Below are 12,821 nucleotides of genomic sequence, written 5' to 3'. Positions count from 1 at the left end.
TGTTTTATGCGTTTACGTTTTGTGTTTCACGGATAAAGACCATGAACTGTTCGAATAAATATCTTGCGTCATTGGGTCCGGGCGCTGCTTCCGGATGATATTGTACGGAGAATACTTTGCGGTCTTTCAACTTAAAACCTTCGATGGTATCATCATTCAGATTGATGTGGGTCACTTCGATATTCGCATTGTTCTTCACATCCTCGGCAGTCACACCAAACCCGTGATTTTGCGAAGTGATCTCACATTTACCGGTATCAAGATTCTTTACCGGATGGTTGATGCCACGGTGACCATGGTGCATCTTAAAAGTAGAAATACCATTGGCGAGTGCGATGATCTGATGTCCCAGGCATATTCCGAAAACCGGCAGATCCGTGGCGATGATCTTCTTCATGGTTTCCACGACACCAGTCAGTGGAGCCGGATCACCAGGGCCATTGGAGATCATGAATCCATCCGGATTCCACTCCATCATTTCTTCAATGGAGGTATTGTATGGGAATACCCGTAGCTGGCATCCCTGATCCAGGAGACATCTTAAGATATTCTGCTTTACACCGAGGTCCAGCACTGCTACTTTCACCTGTGCATCTTTGTCACCAAGATCATATGGTTCTTTGACAGATACTTTTGATGCCAGTTCCAGGCCTTCCATGGATGGGGTTTCTGAAAGAATGGCCTTCAGTTTATCCAGGTCCAGCTCGGCGGATGATATCACGGCATTCATTGCACCCTTGCTGCGGATGTGGCGAACGAGTGCACGCGTATCCACATCGGTGATCGCGACCATGTTCTGTTCCAGAAAGTATTCCTGGATATCTCCCTGGGCGCCTATACGCGAGAACATACTGGTAAAATTGCGGCAGACCAGACCGGCAATCTTCATGCGGTCAGATTCACTTTCATCGGCGTGAATGCCATAGTTTCCAATATGCACGTTGGTGGTAACCATGATCTGTCCGAAGTAAGACGGATCGGTAAATACCTCCTGATATCCGGTCATGCCCGTATTGAAACATATTTCTCCGGTTGCGGTTCCTATCTTCCCTGCCGAACGGCCATAAAAAACGGTACCGTCCTCAAGGAGCAGTACCGCCGGTGATTTTTCGAAATATTTCATTCTGATATGATGCTGGCTTTGCTTTTTGCGCAGCAAATATAAGCATTAATGCCGACCTTCCCATAATCAATTGCAACTCAATTGGCGAACCGCTACCTTTGGACTAAATCCGTTCAGAATGGAGGTCATTCAATATCCCAATGACAATTACTACGATGAGGTCAGAGATCGTATCGGTTCCCTGACCGACCAGGTACAATTATTGTTTTCGCATTTAACGGGAGAGCAACTGAATACCAAACCGGAGCCAGGAAGATGGAGCATCGGGGAATGCCTGGATCACCTCATCACCACCAACAGGAGCTACTATCCCGCATTTCAGGCACTATCCAAAGCCAACCGAAGGCCGTCCTTTTGGGAGCGATTCAGTCCGTTCAGTCATTATTTCGGAAAGTTGCTGATAGAGACCACAGGACCAACGGTCACAAAGAAATACAAGTCACCTCCGGCGTTCAGGTCAACACGAAGCTCGGTCCCTGATGACATTGTATCTCTTTTTGCAAAAGAGAACGAACAACTGGTGGAGCTGACGGATAGGATGCGGATGAACCCACCTTTGCAAACCATTGTAACATCACCTGCTTCAAATCTTGTTACTTATACTTTGGGTGATGCCCTTGAAATCATACTGGGTCACGAACAGCGTCATATCAACCAGGCCAAGGCCGTGCTGGACATGACCATTCTGAACAAGCATACCCAGGAAGTGCAATAAAAAAAGGCGGTCCGTTTGAACCGCCTTGAGATATCTGTCAGTAAGATATTATTCCGCCTTCTTTTCTTCCTCACCACCTTCTTCCTTCTTCTCTTCCTTGGCAGTCTCTTCCGCTTTGGCTTCCGGAGCTGCCTCTGCGGCCTTGGCCTCAGGTGCTGCTTCTTCCTTTGCCTCTGCCGGTGCAGGTGATTCCTGCTTCTTCATCTTGGCTTCTTTTGCAGGAGCTTCAGTTGTCTCAGCAGATGCTTCAGCAACTTCACCATCCGCCTTCTTCTTGGCACCACCACTTCTTCTGCTACGACGGGTGGTCTTGGCTTTCTTGTCGTCAGATGCGGAAAGCATTGCTTCGTTGAAGTCTACCAATTCGATGAAACACATTTCGGCATTATCACCTTTGCGGAAACCGGTACGAAGGATACGGGTATAGCCACCTGGTCTTTCGCCCACCTTTGCAGCAACCTCACGGAACAATTCCGCAACCGCGTTCTTATCACCGAGGTAGCTGAATACCACCCGTCTGGAGTGCGTATTATCACTTTTTGATTTGGTGATCAGCGGCTCCACGTATGTGCGCAGCGCTTTGGCCTTGGCCAGGGTCGTATTGATCCTTTTATGAAGGATCAGCGAGCTGGCCATGTTGGCGAGCATAGCCTTCCTATGCTGACTTTTGCGGCCAAGGTTGTTGATTTTATCTCCGTGTCTCATCTTGATGTCCTCTTCTTAATATAAATAAAGCGGGTACTTAGTCTTTGTCCAATTTATACTTGGCCAGGTTCATTCCGAAGGTCAGTCCTTTGGAATGCACGAGGTCTTCCAGTTCTGTCAGGGATTTTTTACCAAAATTCCTGAATTTCAAAAGGTCGTTCTTGTTGAAAGAAACAAGATCTCCCAGGGTTTCTACGTCTGCAGCTTTGAGGCAATTCAGTGCACGTACGGACAGGTCCATATCCACCAGTTTGGTTTTCAAAAGCTGGCGCATGTGCAATGAAGACTCATCGAACTCTTCTGTTTCAGCCTTCTCTTCTGTATCAATGGTGATCTTTTCATCAGAGAAAAGCATGAAGTGATGGATGAGGATTTTGGCTGCTTCCTTCAATGCATTTTTTGGGTGGATAGAACCATCGGTTGTGATATCCATCACCAATTTTTCATAGTCGGTCTTTTGCTCCACACGAAAGTTCTCGATGCTGTATTTCACGTTCTTAATGGGTGTGAAGATGGCATCCAGAGAAACCACACCTACGGGTTGGTTTTCAACTTTGTTTTCTTCGGCAGGAACATAACCACGTCCTTTATTAATGGTCACTTCGAAGTTAAGTTTCACAGAAGGATCCATGTTACAGATCACAAGATCCGGGTTCAACACCTGAAATGCCGATGTGAATTTGCCGATATCACCTGCTGTCAGTTGCTTTTTGCCGCTCACAGAAACGTTCACCTTTTCAGCGTCAGTCTGCTCGATCTGCCTTTTGAAACGAACTTGCTTCATGTTCAGGATGATCTCGGTCATATCTTCCACCACACCTTTGATCGTGGAAAATTCGTGATCCACGCCGTCGATGTGAACGGAAGTAATAGCAAATCCTTCGAGGGATGACAGGAGAATTCTCCTGAGTGCGTTTCCAATGGTGATGCCGTAACCCGGCTCCAGCGGACGGAATTCAAATTGTCCCATCTGCTCATTGGAATTCAGCATGATGATCTTATCGGGCTTTTGAAATGCTAAAATGGCCATATTATCTGTTGCGTTAAAGGATAAACGATATTGTATAAGGTCAAAGAATTACTTGGAGTACAATTCCACGATCAACTGTTCATTGATGTTCTCGGGGATTTGTTCTCTTTCCGGCATAGCGATCACCGTACCGATGAGGGTATCGGGGTTCCACTCAAGCCAAGGAAAACCTGCTTTACCTGCAGCGATAGACTCTCTGATGGGCTGCATGGTCTTTGATTTTTCACGGATACCGATGGTGTCTCCCACCTTCACGGTATACGAAGGGATGGACACCACACCGCCGTTAACGGTAATATGACCATGGTTCACAAACTGACGTGCAGCTCTGCGGGTTCTGGCCATACCGAGTCTGAAAACAGTGTTATCCAATCTGGTTTCGCACAATTGCAGAAGGTTTTCACCGGTAATCCCTTTTTTCCGGGAAGCCTTGTTGAAAAGGTTTTCGAATTGTCTCTCCAGGATACCATAGGTGTATTTCGCCTTTTGCTTCTCCTTCAGCTGGACAGCATATTCGGATTGTTTCATCCGCTTCTTCATCTGTCCGTGCATCCCCGGCGGATAGTTTTTCTTATCCAGCACCTTATCGGGTCCGAATATGGGCTCTCCGAATTTTCTGGCTATTTTGGACTTGGGTCCTCTGTAACGTGCCATTCCTTATTGCTTTTATCAGTTGTTTACGTAATATCTTTATTATACCCTTCTCTTCTTTGGAGGGCGGCAACCGTTGTGCGGCATAGGTGTTACATCCACGATTTCGGTCACTTCTATACCGGAATTGTGAATGGTACGGATGGCCGACTCACGTCCGGATCCGGGACCTTTCACGTATACCTTCACCTTTCTCAGTCCCTGATCGTAGGCGACTTTGGATGCATCCGCAGCAGCTTGCTGGGCTGCGTACGGGGTGTTCTTTTTAGAACCCCGGAAACCCATCTTTCCTGCGGAAGACCATGCGATCACCTGACCCTGACTATTGTTCAGGGAAACAATGATATTGTTAAAGGTGGCATGAATGGTTGCCTTTCCTGTCGACTCAACCTGAACCGATCTCTTTTTTGTCGTTTTGGATGATTTTGCCATGTCTTAATCAGCTATAACCGTTTACTTGGTGGCCATTTTCTTATTCGCCACGGTCTTTCTTTTTCCTTTACGGGTACGTGCGTTGTTCTTGGTTGTTTGTCCGCGAACGGGCAGTCCGTTACGATGACGGATACCTCTGTAGCATCCGATATCCATCAGGCGCTTAATGTTCAACTGCACTTCTGAGCGCAACGCACCTTCCACCTTAAATCTATCCTGAACGATCTTCCGGATATTGGTGGATTGCTCATCTGTCCAGTCTTTCACCCGAAGATTCCGGTCAATACCGGCTTCATCAAGAATGTTCTGGGCAGTGCGTTTTCCAATGCCAAAAATGTAGGTGAGACCAATCTCTCCTCTTTTTTCTTTCGGTAAATCAATACCTGCGATACGTGCCATACGCGATCTTTAGATTCTGTTGTTACGCCAGGTCATGCAACCGGGCAACCCAACTATTTATCCTTGTCTTTGTTTGAACTTTGGGTTCTTCTTGTTGATAACGTACAAGCGGCCTTTCCGCTTAACGATCTTGCAGTCTGCACTGCGTTTCTTTATAGAAGCTCTTACCTTCATAACTTCATCAGTTTAGTACCTGTATGTAATTCTGCCTTTGGTCAGATCGTATGGAGACATCTCCACTTTGACCCGATCTCCGGGTAATATTTTAATGTAATGCATTCTCATCTTCCCTGAAATATGGGCCGTAATCATGTGACCATTTTCCAGTTCTACACGAAAGATGGCGTTGGAAAGTGATTCCTTAACCACCCCGTCTTGTTCTATGGAGGGCTGTTTCGCCATACTATTCTATTCCTATTTTTTCTTTCAATACTTCATCAATCGGTTCAAAGGACGACAGCACCTGTGCTGCTTCCTTGCTCACCGCAACTGTATGTTCATAGTGTGCGGAGGGGAGTCCATCAGCTGTGGTGATGGTCCATCCATCACTCAATTCCCTGATTCCCTTTTTTCCCAGGTTGATCATCGGTTCAATCGCGATCACCATACCTTCGGCCAGAATCGGTCCACTTCCCCTTCGGCCAAAATTTGGCACTTCAGGTTCCTCGTGAAGGTTCTTTCCGATACCGTGACCGACCAATTCTCTCACAACACCGTAACCGTGCTTTTCGGCATGCGACTGGATGGCAAAACTGACATCTCCCAGTCTGCGGCCTGCAACAGCCATTTTGATACCAAGATCCAGGCATTCCCTGGTTACCTTCAGGAGTTTCTTCACATCTTCACCGATCTCTCCGATGGCAAAGGTGAATGCGGAATCTCCATAAAAACCGTCTTTCAGTACGCCACAATCCACCGAAACAATATCTCCCTCCTGAAGTGGCTGATCATTGGGTATTCCGTGTACAACCTGTGCATTAGGTGAAACACACAGCGTATTGGGAAACCCCCGATAGCCTTTAAAAGCAGGCTCGCCACCATGATCACGGATAAACGCTTCTGCTATCCGGTCCAGCTCCAGGGATGTAACTCCCGGTCGGATCACCTTGGCTACTTCGGCCAGGGCGCCTGAAACAAGCAAAGAACTGCTTCTGATGAACTCTATCTCTTCTTTCGTCTTGTGATAAATCATATCAGGACCTTTCGGTTTAAGCCTGAACAGCCGTTGTCATGGATGTTGGCGTACCTCTTCCTTTGATTCTACCACTTTTCATCAGACCATCATAATGCCTCATCAGCAGGTGGCTTTCAATCTGCTGAAGGGTATCCAGCACCACCCCTACCATAATCAGCAGGGAGGTTCCACCGTAGAAATTGGCAAACTGACTATTAATACCGGCTATGATGGCAAATGCCGGCAAAATGGCAATAACAGCAAGGAAAATGGACCCCGGAAGAGTGATCCTGGAAAGGACCGTATCGAGGTATTCCGATGTTTTCCTGCCTGGCTTCACCCCTGGGATAAAGCCTCCGTTCTTTTTCAGATCATCCGCCATTTGGGTCGGGTTGACAATGATAGCGGTGTAGAAATATGTAAAGACGATGATCAGCAAAGCGAAAACGAAATTGTACCAGAATCCGGATGTATCTGCAAAAACACGACCGAATCCACTGAGACTTTCCGAGAAACCGGCAAAGGTGATAGGTACGAACATAATCGCTTGTGCAAAGATTATAGGCATCACACCGGCAGCATTTACCTTCAGCGGAATGTACTGTCGTGCGCCACCGTATTGTCTGTTGCCAACGATCTTTCGTGCCACCTGCACCGGTATCTTACGGGTACCTTGAACGAGCAGGATGGAAAATACGATCACAAGCAGCAAAACCACCAACTCCACCAGGAGAATCACGAGACCTCCTTTATCCATCCGGGCGCTGAATTCCGCAATGAAGGCAAAGGGCAATCTTGCGATGATACCGATCATGATCAGCAATGATATTCCGTTTCCGATTCCTTTATCCGTGATCTTCTCACCGAGCCACATCACGAACATGGTACCTGCAATCAGAATGATGGTGCTGGAAATGTAGAAGAATGTCATTGAATCAAACAAAATGTAACGCGGGTCCATTTGGCTCACCACATTGGCCAGATAACCGGGAGCCTGTCCCATGGTAATGGCCACCGTCAGGTAACGGGTAATCTGATTCATCCTGCGACGTCCGCTCTCCCCTTCTTTCTGCATCCGCTGGAATGCCGGAATGGCAATTGTGAGCAACTGGATCACAATGGATGCAGAGATATAGGGCATAATTCCCAATGCAAAAATGGATGCATTGGAGAACGCACCTCCGGAGAACATATTCAACAGACCTAGGATACCGTCTTTGGTTTGGTTCTTAAGTGCACCCAATCCGGCAGGATCGATCCCGGGCAATACCACAAAAGAACCGATCCGGTAGATCAGAATAAAGAACAAGGTGTTCAAAATCCTGATCCTGAGATCTTCAATCTTGAAAATATTACGCAGGGTATTGATCAGATCTTTCATTCTGATTTTTCAACTAATTCTTTTTCTACTTTCTTATTTTCTTTCTTGGTTGCCTTCGCAGGTGCCTTACCATTAGAAACAGCTGCATCACCGGCTCCTGCCTTTTGGCCTTTCACCAGAACGATACGCTTTGTTGCCTTTTGGTTTACCACAATGGCTTTACCACCGGCTTTCTCAATGGCTGCGGTTGCAGACTTAGAGAATGCCTCAGCGCTAACTTCAAGTTTCGCACTCAACTCACCGCGTCCGAGAACCTTGATGATATCGTTACGAGAGGCAAGACCGTGCTCAATCAAAACGGCTTTGTCCACTTTGGTCGTCTTGTGCTCATCGGCCAGCTTCTGGAGAACGTCCAGGTTAATGCTGCGATATTCAATACGGTTCACGTTCTTGAAGCCGTACTTTGGCACGCGACGTTGGAGAGGCATCTGACCGCCTTCAAAACCAATTTTGGTGCTATAGCCGGAACGGGATTTTGCTCCTTTATGGCCACGTGCAGACGTACCACCTTTTCCGGAACCCTGTCCTCTGCCCAGTCTCTTTTTGGTCTTAAGAGAACCTTTAGCTGGTTTTAGATTATGTAAATTCATGATGCTTTCCTTCTATATTATAGTTCTACGACTTCCAACAAATGCTTCACGGCATCGATCATTCCCTGGGTTTGCGGGGTCACTTCCACTTCCACGGATTGATTCACTTTCTTAAGACCCAGGGCACGCATGGTGCGCTTTTGTCTTTCTGTGCGATCGATCACGCTCTTAACCTGTGTTATTTTAACCTTTGCCATCTGATTATCCATTAAATACCTGTTCGAGTTCAAGGCCCCTTTGCTGTGCAACTGCATACGCATCGCGCAGGTTCAGCAACGCATCAATGGTGGCTTTTACCACGTTATGCGGATTGGATGAGCCTTTAGACTTTGCCAGTACGTTCTTCACACCTACGCTTTCAAGCACGGCGCGCATAGCACCTCCGGCGATAACACCCGTACCATTGGAAGCGGGTTTCAGCAAAACGAAGGCACCACCATATTTACCAAGTTGTTCGTGCGGAACAGATCCTTTGATGATCGGAACCTGAATCAGGTTCTTCTTGGCATCGTCAATTCCTTTCGCGATGGCCTCGGTCACCTCTTTGGCTTTGCCCAGACCGTAACCTACGACTCCCCTTTCATTACCAACAACTACGATGGCAGAGAAGGTGAAGGTACGTCCGCCCTTGGTCACTTTGGTCACCCGTTGAATACTCACGAGCTTGTCTTTCAGCTCGATCTCGCTTGATTTAACTCTTTTTACGTTTGCTTGTGCCATTCGCTGTTAAAATTTAAGGCCGCCTTCGCGTGCACCTTCGGCAAGGGATTTCACCCTTCCATGATACAAATAACCATTCCTGTCAAACACTACAGATTCGATACCGGCAGTACCCGCAGCGGCTGCGATGGCCTGACCTACCAGGCGAGCCTGCTCGGATTTGGTTGTCTTTTGATCTGCAATGCTCTTTTGGCGTGAAGATGCTGCCATGAGTGTTTTTCCGCTGTTGTCATCCACCAACTGAGCATATATCTCGTTGTTGCTGCGAAAAACGGACAGACGAGGGCGGGTGGCTGTGCCTTCCACAACCCTGCGGATCCTCTTCTTGATTTTTAGTCTTCTGCTATCCTTGGTTTTCATTGCCTTGGTCTTACTTATTTACTGGCGGTTTTACCGGCCTTTCTGCGATATTGTCTTCCTATTACCTTGATACCTTTTCCTTTGTAAGGCTCTGGTTTTCTCAGTGAGGTGATCTTGGCCACCACCTGTCCGAGCAACTGTTTATCGTGGCTTGCCAAAAGAATCCTCGGAGTTTGTCCTCTTTCTGCCTTCGTCTCAAACTTCACTTCCTTCGGCAATTCAAATGCCACGTTGTGTGAATACCCCAGGGAGAGTTCCAGCAACTGGCCTTTGGCGGTAGCACGATAACCGACACCCACCAACTCGAGTTCGATGTTATATCCTTCGGAAACACCCTTCACCATATTGTTAATCAGTGCACGGTAAAGTCCGTGTAGCGCACGGTGTTGTTTCTGCTCTGTGCTGCGGGTCAGCAGCACCTGTCCCTCCTGGACGGCCACTTTTATGGCCGGGTTAATTTCCTGATGTAGTTCCCCTTTGGGTCCTTTGGCCGTCACCAGGTTTTTATCGGAAACCTGAAGTTCCACACCCTTGGGCAAACTGATCGGCGCATTTCCTATTCGTGACATAACACTAAATTCTTAAATTCCTCTTGTCATTAATAAATGTAACAAAGCACTTCTCCGCCCACATTTTCCTTTCTGGCCTCCTTATCGGTCATCACACCTCTGGAGGTAGATAGTATGGCGATGCCCAAACCGTTCAATACCCTTGGAAGTGTATCTGTACCGGTATATTTTCTCAAGCCGGGCTTGCTGATACGCTGCAATTTCTTGATCGCAGGTTGCTTGTTCACAGCGTTGTACTTCAGGGCGATCCTGATGGTACCTTGTGCTGTCGGGCCTTCTTCGAATTTATAATCGAGGATATAACCTTTATCCTTAAGAATCTTGGTCATTTCCTTCTTAATGTTCGAAGCAGGGATATCCACCACCCTCTTGCGGGCCTTCATGGCGTTTCTGATCCGGGTCAGGTAGTCTGATATTGTATCGGTCATGGCTTTCTTTGCTATACTGTTATTACCAACTGGATTTTGTGATCCCCGGGATCTTGCCTTCGGCGGCCAACTCCCTGAACAGGACCCTGGAGATACCGAACTGTCTCATGTATCCTTTCGGGCGACCTGAAATATTACATCTATTGTGCAGCCTTACACTGGAAGAGTTCCTTGGGAGGCGGCTCAGACCGATATAATCACCGGCTTCTTTGAGCGCCGCTCTTTTATCGGCATACTTCTCCACCATGCGTTGGCGTTTTCTTTCTCTTGCTTTGATCGATTCTTTGGCCATCTTATGCGTTTCTAAAGGGTAAACCAAATTCTTTTAACAGGGCGAATGCTTCTTCATCATTACCGGAGGAAGTTACAAAGGTAATGTCCATACCGGTGATCTTGGGAACTTTGTCGATATCAATCTCCGGGAAGATGATTTGTTCAGTGATGCCCATGGTATAATTCCCATTTCCATCAAAACCTTTCCGGCTGATCCCTCTGAAGTCACGGATCCGGGGCAGGGCCACAGCGATGAGCCTGTCCAGGAATTCATACATCTTATCACCACGAAGGGTCACCCTTGCACCGATAGGCATACCTTTTCTCAACTTAAAGTTGGAGATATCCTTTCTGGATTTGGTCGCCACCGCCTTTTGGCCAGCGATCATGGTCATTTCCTGAAGGGCGGCCTCAATCATTTTCTTATCGGCCACGGCTGCACCGACCCCCTGGTTGAGGTTGATCTTTTTCAGCTGAGGAACCTGCATCACCGACTTGTAGCCAAACTGCTGCATGAGCGCAGGGGCAATCTCGTTGCGGTACTGATCTTTTAATCTTGGTGAATAATTCATGACTTAATGGTCTCTCCTGTTTTTTTCGAATACCTAACTAATTTGTCCTTTTCAAGACGCCGTCCCACACGTGTGGGTTCCTTGCTACCTTCCACCAGCATCACATTCGAAATGTGCACGGCTGCTTCTTGTTTTACAATACCACCCTGAGGGTTGGCAGCATTGGGTTTGGTATGTTTGGAGATCATGTTGACTCCTTCAACCAGTACCCTGTTCTTTTCGATCAGCACGGAAAGTACCCTTCCTTGCTGTCCGCGGGCCGTACCGGAAATCACCTTTACGGTATCACCCTTTTTTATTTTGATCTTGGCTCCCATCATTGGTTATCTTTAAAGCACCTCAGGTGCCAGAGAAACAATCTTCATAAACTTCTTTTCGCGCAACTCGCGGGCTACAGGGCCGAAGATACGTGTACCACGCATCTCACCTGCATTATTAAGCAACACCACGGCATTGTCATCAAAGCGGATATAAGATCCGTCTTCTCTGCGCACCTCTTTGCGTGTGCGTACGACAACGGCCTGAGACACGGTGCCTTTCTTAATATTTCCGGAGGGGATCGCATGCTTTACCGATACGACCACCTTATCACCGATAGAGGCATAGCGTCTTCCGGTGCCGCCGAGTACACGTATGCAGAGCACTTCTTTCGCTCCACTGTTATCGGCTACGGCCATTCTGCTTTCCTGTTGTATCATTGCTTAATCGCTATATAAAATTGTCCTTACTTGGCTTTTTCCAAAACTTCCACCAGTCTCCAACGCTTGCTTTTACTCAGGGGTCTGGTTTCCATGATCCGCACGGTATCACCGATGGCGCATTCCTCTTTTTCGTCATGGGCCATGAACTTGTTGGTCTTCTTGATGAACTTACCGTAAATCGGGTGTTTCATTTTTCTCTCAACCGACACCACGATGGTTTTATTCATCTTGTTGCTGGTTACCACACCGGTACGTTCCTTTCTCAGGTTGCGCTTTTGCACTTGTACTTGCTCTGTCATGGTCATTATTATTTGGCAGCTTCAGCGGTTTGATTCGTTTCCCTGTTGCGCTTGTTCAATTCTGTTTTGAGCCTGGCAACGGTCCTTCTTGTGTATCGGATCTTCATTGGATTCTCAACATCCGCAACGGCGTGATTCATCACCATTTTGGTAAGCAAATCCTCCTGCTCATCGATCTTTTCGATCAGTTCCGGAGTTGCAAGTTCTTTTATGACGGCTTGTTTCATCGTTATTCTGGTTACAGGACCTGCCTGTTATTATTCCTGATAATCTCTTCTGATCATGAATTTCGTTTTGATTGGCAGCTTCTGAGCGGCCAATCTCATCGCTTCTTTTGCTGTTTCCATTGAAACACCTTCCGCCTCGAACATGATCCTTCCTGGTTTCACAACAGCCACGAAATACTCCGGGCTTCCTTTTCCTTTACCCATACGTACCTCAGCCGGTTTTTTGGTGATCGGCTTATCCGGAAAAATCCTGATCCACAACTGGCCTTCCCGTTTCATATAACGGGTCACGGCGATCCGCGCTGCTTCGATCTGGCGACCGGTGATCCACCCTGGCTCAAGGGCTTTGATGGCAAAGGAACCAAAAGCGATCTGGTGTCCGCGTCCGGCATTGCCGTCCAGTGATCCCTTCAGCTTCTGCTGTCTCCTGTATTTTGTCCTCTTAGGCTGTAACATGACTATTGATCGTTAA

The 12,821-nt window shown here is 47.4% G+C and carries 24 protein-coding genes; 1 reads left to right on the top strand and 23 read right to left on the bottom strand.

Annotation, left to right across the window (positions count from 1 at the left end; translation table 11 throughout):
• Positions 1 to 4: 4 nt before the first annotated feature.
• Entirely contained in the window at positions 5 to 1,123 is a 1,119-nt protein-coding gene (gene carA / locus KDD36_01945; protein MCB0395384.1) for a glutamine-hydrolyzing carbamoyl-phosphate synthase small subunit, read from the bottom strand.
• A 118-nt stretch (positions 1,124 to 1,241) separates the two neighbouring features.
• Between carA and KDD36_01940 the strand changes: the two genes are divergently transcribed.
• Positions 1,242 to 1,838 (top strand): DinB family protein, encoded by a 597-nt coding sequence (locus tag KDD36_01940; GenBank protein MCB0395383.1) that lies wholly within the window; start codon positions 1,242 to 1,244, stop codon positions 1,836 to 1,838.
• Between the two features lie 48 nt (positions 1,839 to 1,886).
• Here KDD36_01940 and rplQ read toward each other — a convergent pair whose 3' ends face one another.
• The 22 genes from rplQ to rplP are packed head-to-tail and all read right to left on the bottom strand — an operon-like array spanning position 1,887 to position 12,805.
• Positions 1,887 to 2,543, bottom strand: coding sequence for a 50S ribosomal protein L17 (gene rplQ / locus KDD36_01935; protein ID MCB0395382.1), 657 nt, complete (start codon positions 2,541 to 2,543; stop codon positions 1,887 to 1,889).
• 37 nt (positions 2,544 to 2,580) lie between these two features.
• Entirely contained in the window at positions 2,581 to 3,573 is a 993-nt protein-coding gene (locus KDD36_01930) for a DNA-directed RNA polymerase subunit alpha (GenBank protein MCB0395381.1), read from the bottom strand.
• A 48-nt stretch (positions 3,574 to 3,621) separates the two neighbouring features.
• Entirely contained in the window at positions 3,622 to 4,227 is a 606-nt protein-coding gene (rpsD, locus tag KDD36_01925) for a 30S ribosomal protein S4 (protein ID MCB0395380.1), read from the bottom strand.
• A 39-nt stretch (positions 4,228 to 4,266) separates the two neighbouring features.
• Entirely contained in the window at positions 4,267 to 4,656 is a 390-nt protein-coding gene (gene rpsK, locus KDD36_01920; GenBank protein ID MCB0395379.1) for a 30S ribosomal protein S11, read from the bottom strand.
• Positions 4,657 to 4,677: 21 nt separating this feature from the next.
• Positions 4,678 to 5,055, bottom strand: a complete 378-nt coding sequence (rpsM, locus tag KDD36_01915) for a 30S ribosomal protein S13 (GenBank protein ID MCB0395378.1) — start codon at positions 5,053 to 5,055, stop codon at positions 4,678 to 4,680.
• A gap of 57 nt (positions 5,056 to 5,112) precedes the next feature.
• Entirely contained in the window at positions 5,113 to 5,229 is a 117-nt protein-coding gene (ykgO, locus tag KDD36_01910) for a type B 50S ribosomal protein L36 (protein MCB0395377.1), read from the bottom strand.
• 12 nt (positions 5,230 to 5,241) lie between these two features.
• Entirely contained in the window at positions 5,242 to 5,457 is a 216-nt protein-coding gene (gene infA, locus KDD36_01905; protein MCB0395376.1) for a translation initiation factor IF-1, read from the bottom strand.
• Position 5,458: 1 nt separating this feature from the next.
• The gene (map, locus tag KDD36_01900; protein ID MCB0395375.1) at positions 5,459 to 6,247 is read right to left on the bottom strand and encodes a type I methionyl aminopeptidase; all 789 of its coding nucleotides are present in this window, start codon (positions 6,245 to 6,247) and stop codon (positions 5,459 to 5,461) included.
• 16 nt (positions 6,248 to 6,263) lie between these two features.
• Positions 6,264 to 7,610 carry a preprotein translocase subunit SecY gene (gene secY / locus KDD36_01895; protein ID MCB0395374.1) on the bottom strand — a complete coding sequence of 449 codons (1,347 nt, stop codon included), beginning with the start codon at positions 7,608 to 7,610 and terminating at the stop codon, positions 6,264 to 6,266.
• A complete protein-coding gene (rplO, locus tag KDD36_01890) occupies positions 7,607 to 8,200 on the bottom strand; it encodes a 50S ribosomal protein L15 (GenBank protein MCB0395373.1) in 594 nt (197 codons plus the stop codon). Before rplO ends, secY begins: the two co-directional genes overlap by 4 nt.
• 17 nt (positions 8,201 to 8,217) lie before the next feature.
• Positions 8,218 to 8,397: a 50S ribosomal protein L30 gene (rpmD, locus tag KDD36_01885; protein ID MCB0395372.1), complete on the bottom strand. Its 180-nt coding sequence runs from the start codon at positions 8,395 to 8,397 to the stop codon at positions 8,218 to 8,220.
• A gap of 4 nt (positions 8,398 to 8,401) precedes the next feature.
• The gene (rpsE, locus tag KDD36_01880) at positions 8,402 to 8,920 is read right to left on the bottom strand and encodes a 30S ribosomal protein S5 (GenBank protein ID MCB0395371.1); all 519 of its coding nucleotides are present in this window, start codon (positions 8,918 to 8,920) and stop codon (positions 8,402 to 8,404) included.
• Between the two features lie 6 nt (positions 8,921 to 8,926).
• The gene (locus KDD36_01875; GenBank protein ID MCB0395370.1) at positions 8,927 to 9,280 is read right to left on the bottom strand and encodes a 50S ribosomal protein L18; all 354 of its coding nucleotides are present in this window, start codon (positions 9,278 to 9,280) and stop codon (positions 8,927 to 8,929) included.
• A gap of 14 nt (positions 9,281 to 9,294) precedes the next feature.
• The gene (rplF, locus tag KDD36_01870) at positions 9,295 to 9,849 is read right to left on the bottom strand and encodes a 50S ribosomal protein L6 (protein ID MCB0395369.1); all 555 of its coding nucleotides are present in this window, start codon (positions 9,847 to 9,849) and stop codon (positions 9,295 to 9,297) included.
• 29 nt (positions 9,850 to 9,878) lie between these two features.
• Positions 9,879 to 10,277, bottom strand: coding sequence for a 30S ribosomal protein S8 (rpsH, locus tag KDD36_01865; protein ID MCB0395368.1), 399 nt, complete (start codon positions 10,275 to 10,277; stop codon positions 9,879 to 9,881).
• 22 nt (positions 10,278 to 10,299) lie between these two features.
• Positions 10,300 to 10,569, bottom strand: coding sequence for a 30S ribosomal protein S14 (gene rpsN / locus KDD36_01860; GenBank protein MCB0395367.1), 270 nt, complete (start codon positions 10,567 to 10,569; stop codon positions 10,300 to 10,302).
• Position 10,570: 1 nt separating this feature from the next.
• The gene (rplE, locus tag KDD36_01855; protein ID MCB0395366.1) at positions 10,571 to 11,122 is read right to left on the bottom strand and encodes a 50S ribosomal protein L5; all 552 of its coding nucleotides are present in this window, start codon (positions 11,120 to 11,122) and stop codon (positions 10,571 to 10,573) included.
• Positions 11,119 to 11,439, bottom strand: coding sequence for a 50S ribosomal protein L24 (gene rplX, locus KDD36_01850; GenBank protein ID MCB0395365.1), 321 nt, complete (start codon positions 11,437 to 11,439; stop codon positions 11,119 to 11,121). The genes rplE and rplX overlap by 4 nt, the downstream gene beginning before the upstream one ends.
• Positions 11,440 to 11,451: 12 nt before the next feature.
• A complete protein-coding gene (gene rplN / locus KDD36_01845) occupies positions 11,452 to 11,820 on the bottom strand; it encodes a 50S ribosomal protein L14 (GenBank protein MCB0395364.1) in 369 nt (122 codons plus the stop codon).
• A gap of 26 nt (positions 11,821 to 11,846) precedes the next feature.
• Positions 11,847 to 12,104, bottom strand: coding sequence for a 30S ribosomal protein S17 (gene rpsQ, locus KDD36_01840; protein MCB0395363.1), 258 nt, complete (start codon positions 12,102 to 12,104; stop codon positions 11,847 to 11,849).
• A gap of 26 nt (positions 12,105 to 12,130) precedes the next feature.
• Complete coding sequence (gene rpmC / locus KDD36_01835) at positions 12,131 to 12,349, bottom strand: 50S ribosomal protein L29 (GenBank protein MCB0395362.1); 219 nt, start codon at positions 12,347 to 12,349, stop codon at positions 12,131 to 12,133.
• Positions 12,350 to 12,379: 30 nt separating this feature from the next.
• The gene (gene rplP / locus KDD36_01830) at positions 12,380 to 12,805 is read right to left on the bottom strand and encodes a 50S ribosomal protein L16 (GenBank protein ID MCB0395361.1); all 426 of its coding nucleotides are present in this window, start codon (positions 12,803 to 12,805) and stop codon (positions 12,380 to 12,382) included.
• Between the last annotated feature and the right edge of the window lie 16 nt (positions 12,806 to 12,821).

It is taken from the genome of Flavobacteriales bacterium (assembly GCA_020435415.1).
Classification (GTDB): domain Bacteria; phylum Bacteroidota; class Bacteroidia; order JACJYZ01; family JACJYZ01; genus JACJYZ01.
Note: the sequence above shows the minus strand (reverse complement) of the source record. Positions and strands in the feature narration are given on the sequence as shown.

What these genes read in the sequence shown, in the direction of transcription:
- map (MCB0395375.1), bottom strand. Translation starts at nt 6,247, where the DNA reads ATGATTTATCACAAGACGAAAGAAGAGATAGAGTTCATCAGAAGCAGT.
- secY (MCB0395374.1), bottom strand. Translation starts at nt 7,610, where the DNA reads ATGAAAGATCTGATCAATACCCTGCGTAATATTTTCAAGATTGAAGAT.
- ykgO (MCB0395377.1), bottom strand. Translation starts at nt 5,229, where the DNA reads ATGAAGGTAAGAGCTTCTATAAAGAAACGCAGTGCAGACTGCAAGATC.
- rpmC (MCB0395362.1), bottom strand. Translation starts at nt 12,349, where the DNA reads ATGAAACAAGCCGTCATAAAAGAACTTGCAACTCCGGAACTGATCGAA.
- rplQ (MCB0395382.1), bottom strand. Translation starts at nt 2,543, where the DNA reads ATGAGACACGGAGATAAAATCAACAACCTTGGCCGCAAAAGTCAGCAT.
- rpsH (MCB0395368.1), bottom strand. Translation starts at nt 10,277, where the DNA reads ATGACCGATACAATATCAGACTACCTGACCCGGATCAGAAACGCCATG.
- rpsN (MCB0395367.1), bottom strand. Translation starts at nt 10,569, where the DNA reads ATGGCCAAAGAATCGATCAAAGCAAGAGAAAGAAAACGCCAACGCATG.
- rpsK (MCB0395379.1), bottom strand. Translation starts at nt 4,656, where the DNA reads ATGGCAAAATCATCCAAAACGACAAAAAAGAGATCGGTTCAGGTTGAG.
- carA (MCB0395384.1), bottom strand. Translation starts at nt 1,123, where the DNA reads ATGAAATATTTCGAAAAATCACCGGCGGTACTGCTCCTTGAGGACGGT.
- rplO (MCB0395373.1), bottom strand. Translation starts at nt 8,200, where the DNA reads ATGAATTTACATAATCTAAAACCAGCTAAAGGTTCTCTTAAGACCAAA.
- rplF (MCB0395369.1), bottom strand. Translation starts at nt 9,849, where the DNA reads ATGTCACGAATAGGAAATGCGCCGATCAGTTTGCCCAAGGGTGTGGAA.
- rpsD (MCB0395380.1), bottom strand. Translation starts at nt 4,227, where the DNA reads ATGGCACGTTACAGAGGACCCAAGTCCAAAATAGCCAGAAAATTCGGA.
- rpmD (MCB0395372.1), bottom strand. Translation starts at nt 8,397, where the DNA reads ATGGCAAAGGTTAAAATAACACAGGTTAAGAGCGTGATCGATCGCACA.
- rplN (MCB0395364.1), bottom strand. Translation starts at nt 11,820, where the DNA reads ATGATACAACAGGAAAGCAGAATGGCCGTAGCCGATAACAGTGGAGCG.
- rpsE (MCB0395371.1), bottom strand. Translation starts at nt 8,920, where the DNA reads ATGGCACAAGCAAACGTAAAAAGAGTTAAATCAAGCGAGATCGAGCTG.
- rplP (MCB0395361.1), bottom strand. Translation starts at nt 12,805, where the DNA reads ATGTTACAGCCTAAGAGGACAAAATACAGGAGACAGCAGAAGCTGAAG.
- rpsM (MCB0395378.1), bottom strand. Translation starts at nt 5,055, where the DNA reads ATGGCACGTATCGCAGGTATTGATTTACCGAAAGAAAAAAGAGGAGAG.
- rplE (MCB0395366.1), bottom strand. Translation starts at nt 11,122, where the DNA reads ATGAATTATTCACCAAGATTAAAAGATCAGTACCGCAACGAGATTGCC.
- KDD36_01875 (MCB0395370.1), bottom strand. Translation starts at nt 9,280, where the DNA reads ATGAAAACCAAGGATAGCAGAAGACTAAAAATCAAGAAGAGGATCCGC.
- KDD36_01940 (MCB0395383.1), top strand. Translation starts at nt 1,242, where the DNA reads ATGGAGGTCATTCAATATCCCAATGACAATTACTACGATGAGGTCAGA.
- KDD36_01930 (MCB0395381.1), bottom strand. Translation starts at nt 3,573, where the DNA reads ATGGCCATTTTAGCATTTCAAAAGCCCGATAAGATCATCATGCTGAAT.
- infA (MCB0395376.1), bottom strand. Translation starts at nt 5,457, where the DNA reads ATGGCGAAACAGCCCTCCATAGAACAAGACGGGGTGGTTAAGGAATCA.
- rplX (MCB0395365.1), bottom strand. Translation starts at nt 11,439, where the DNA reads ATGGGAGCCAAGATCAAAATAAAAAAGGGTGATACCGTAAAGGTGATT.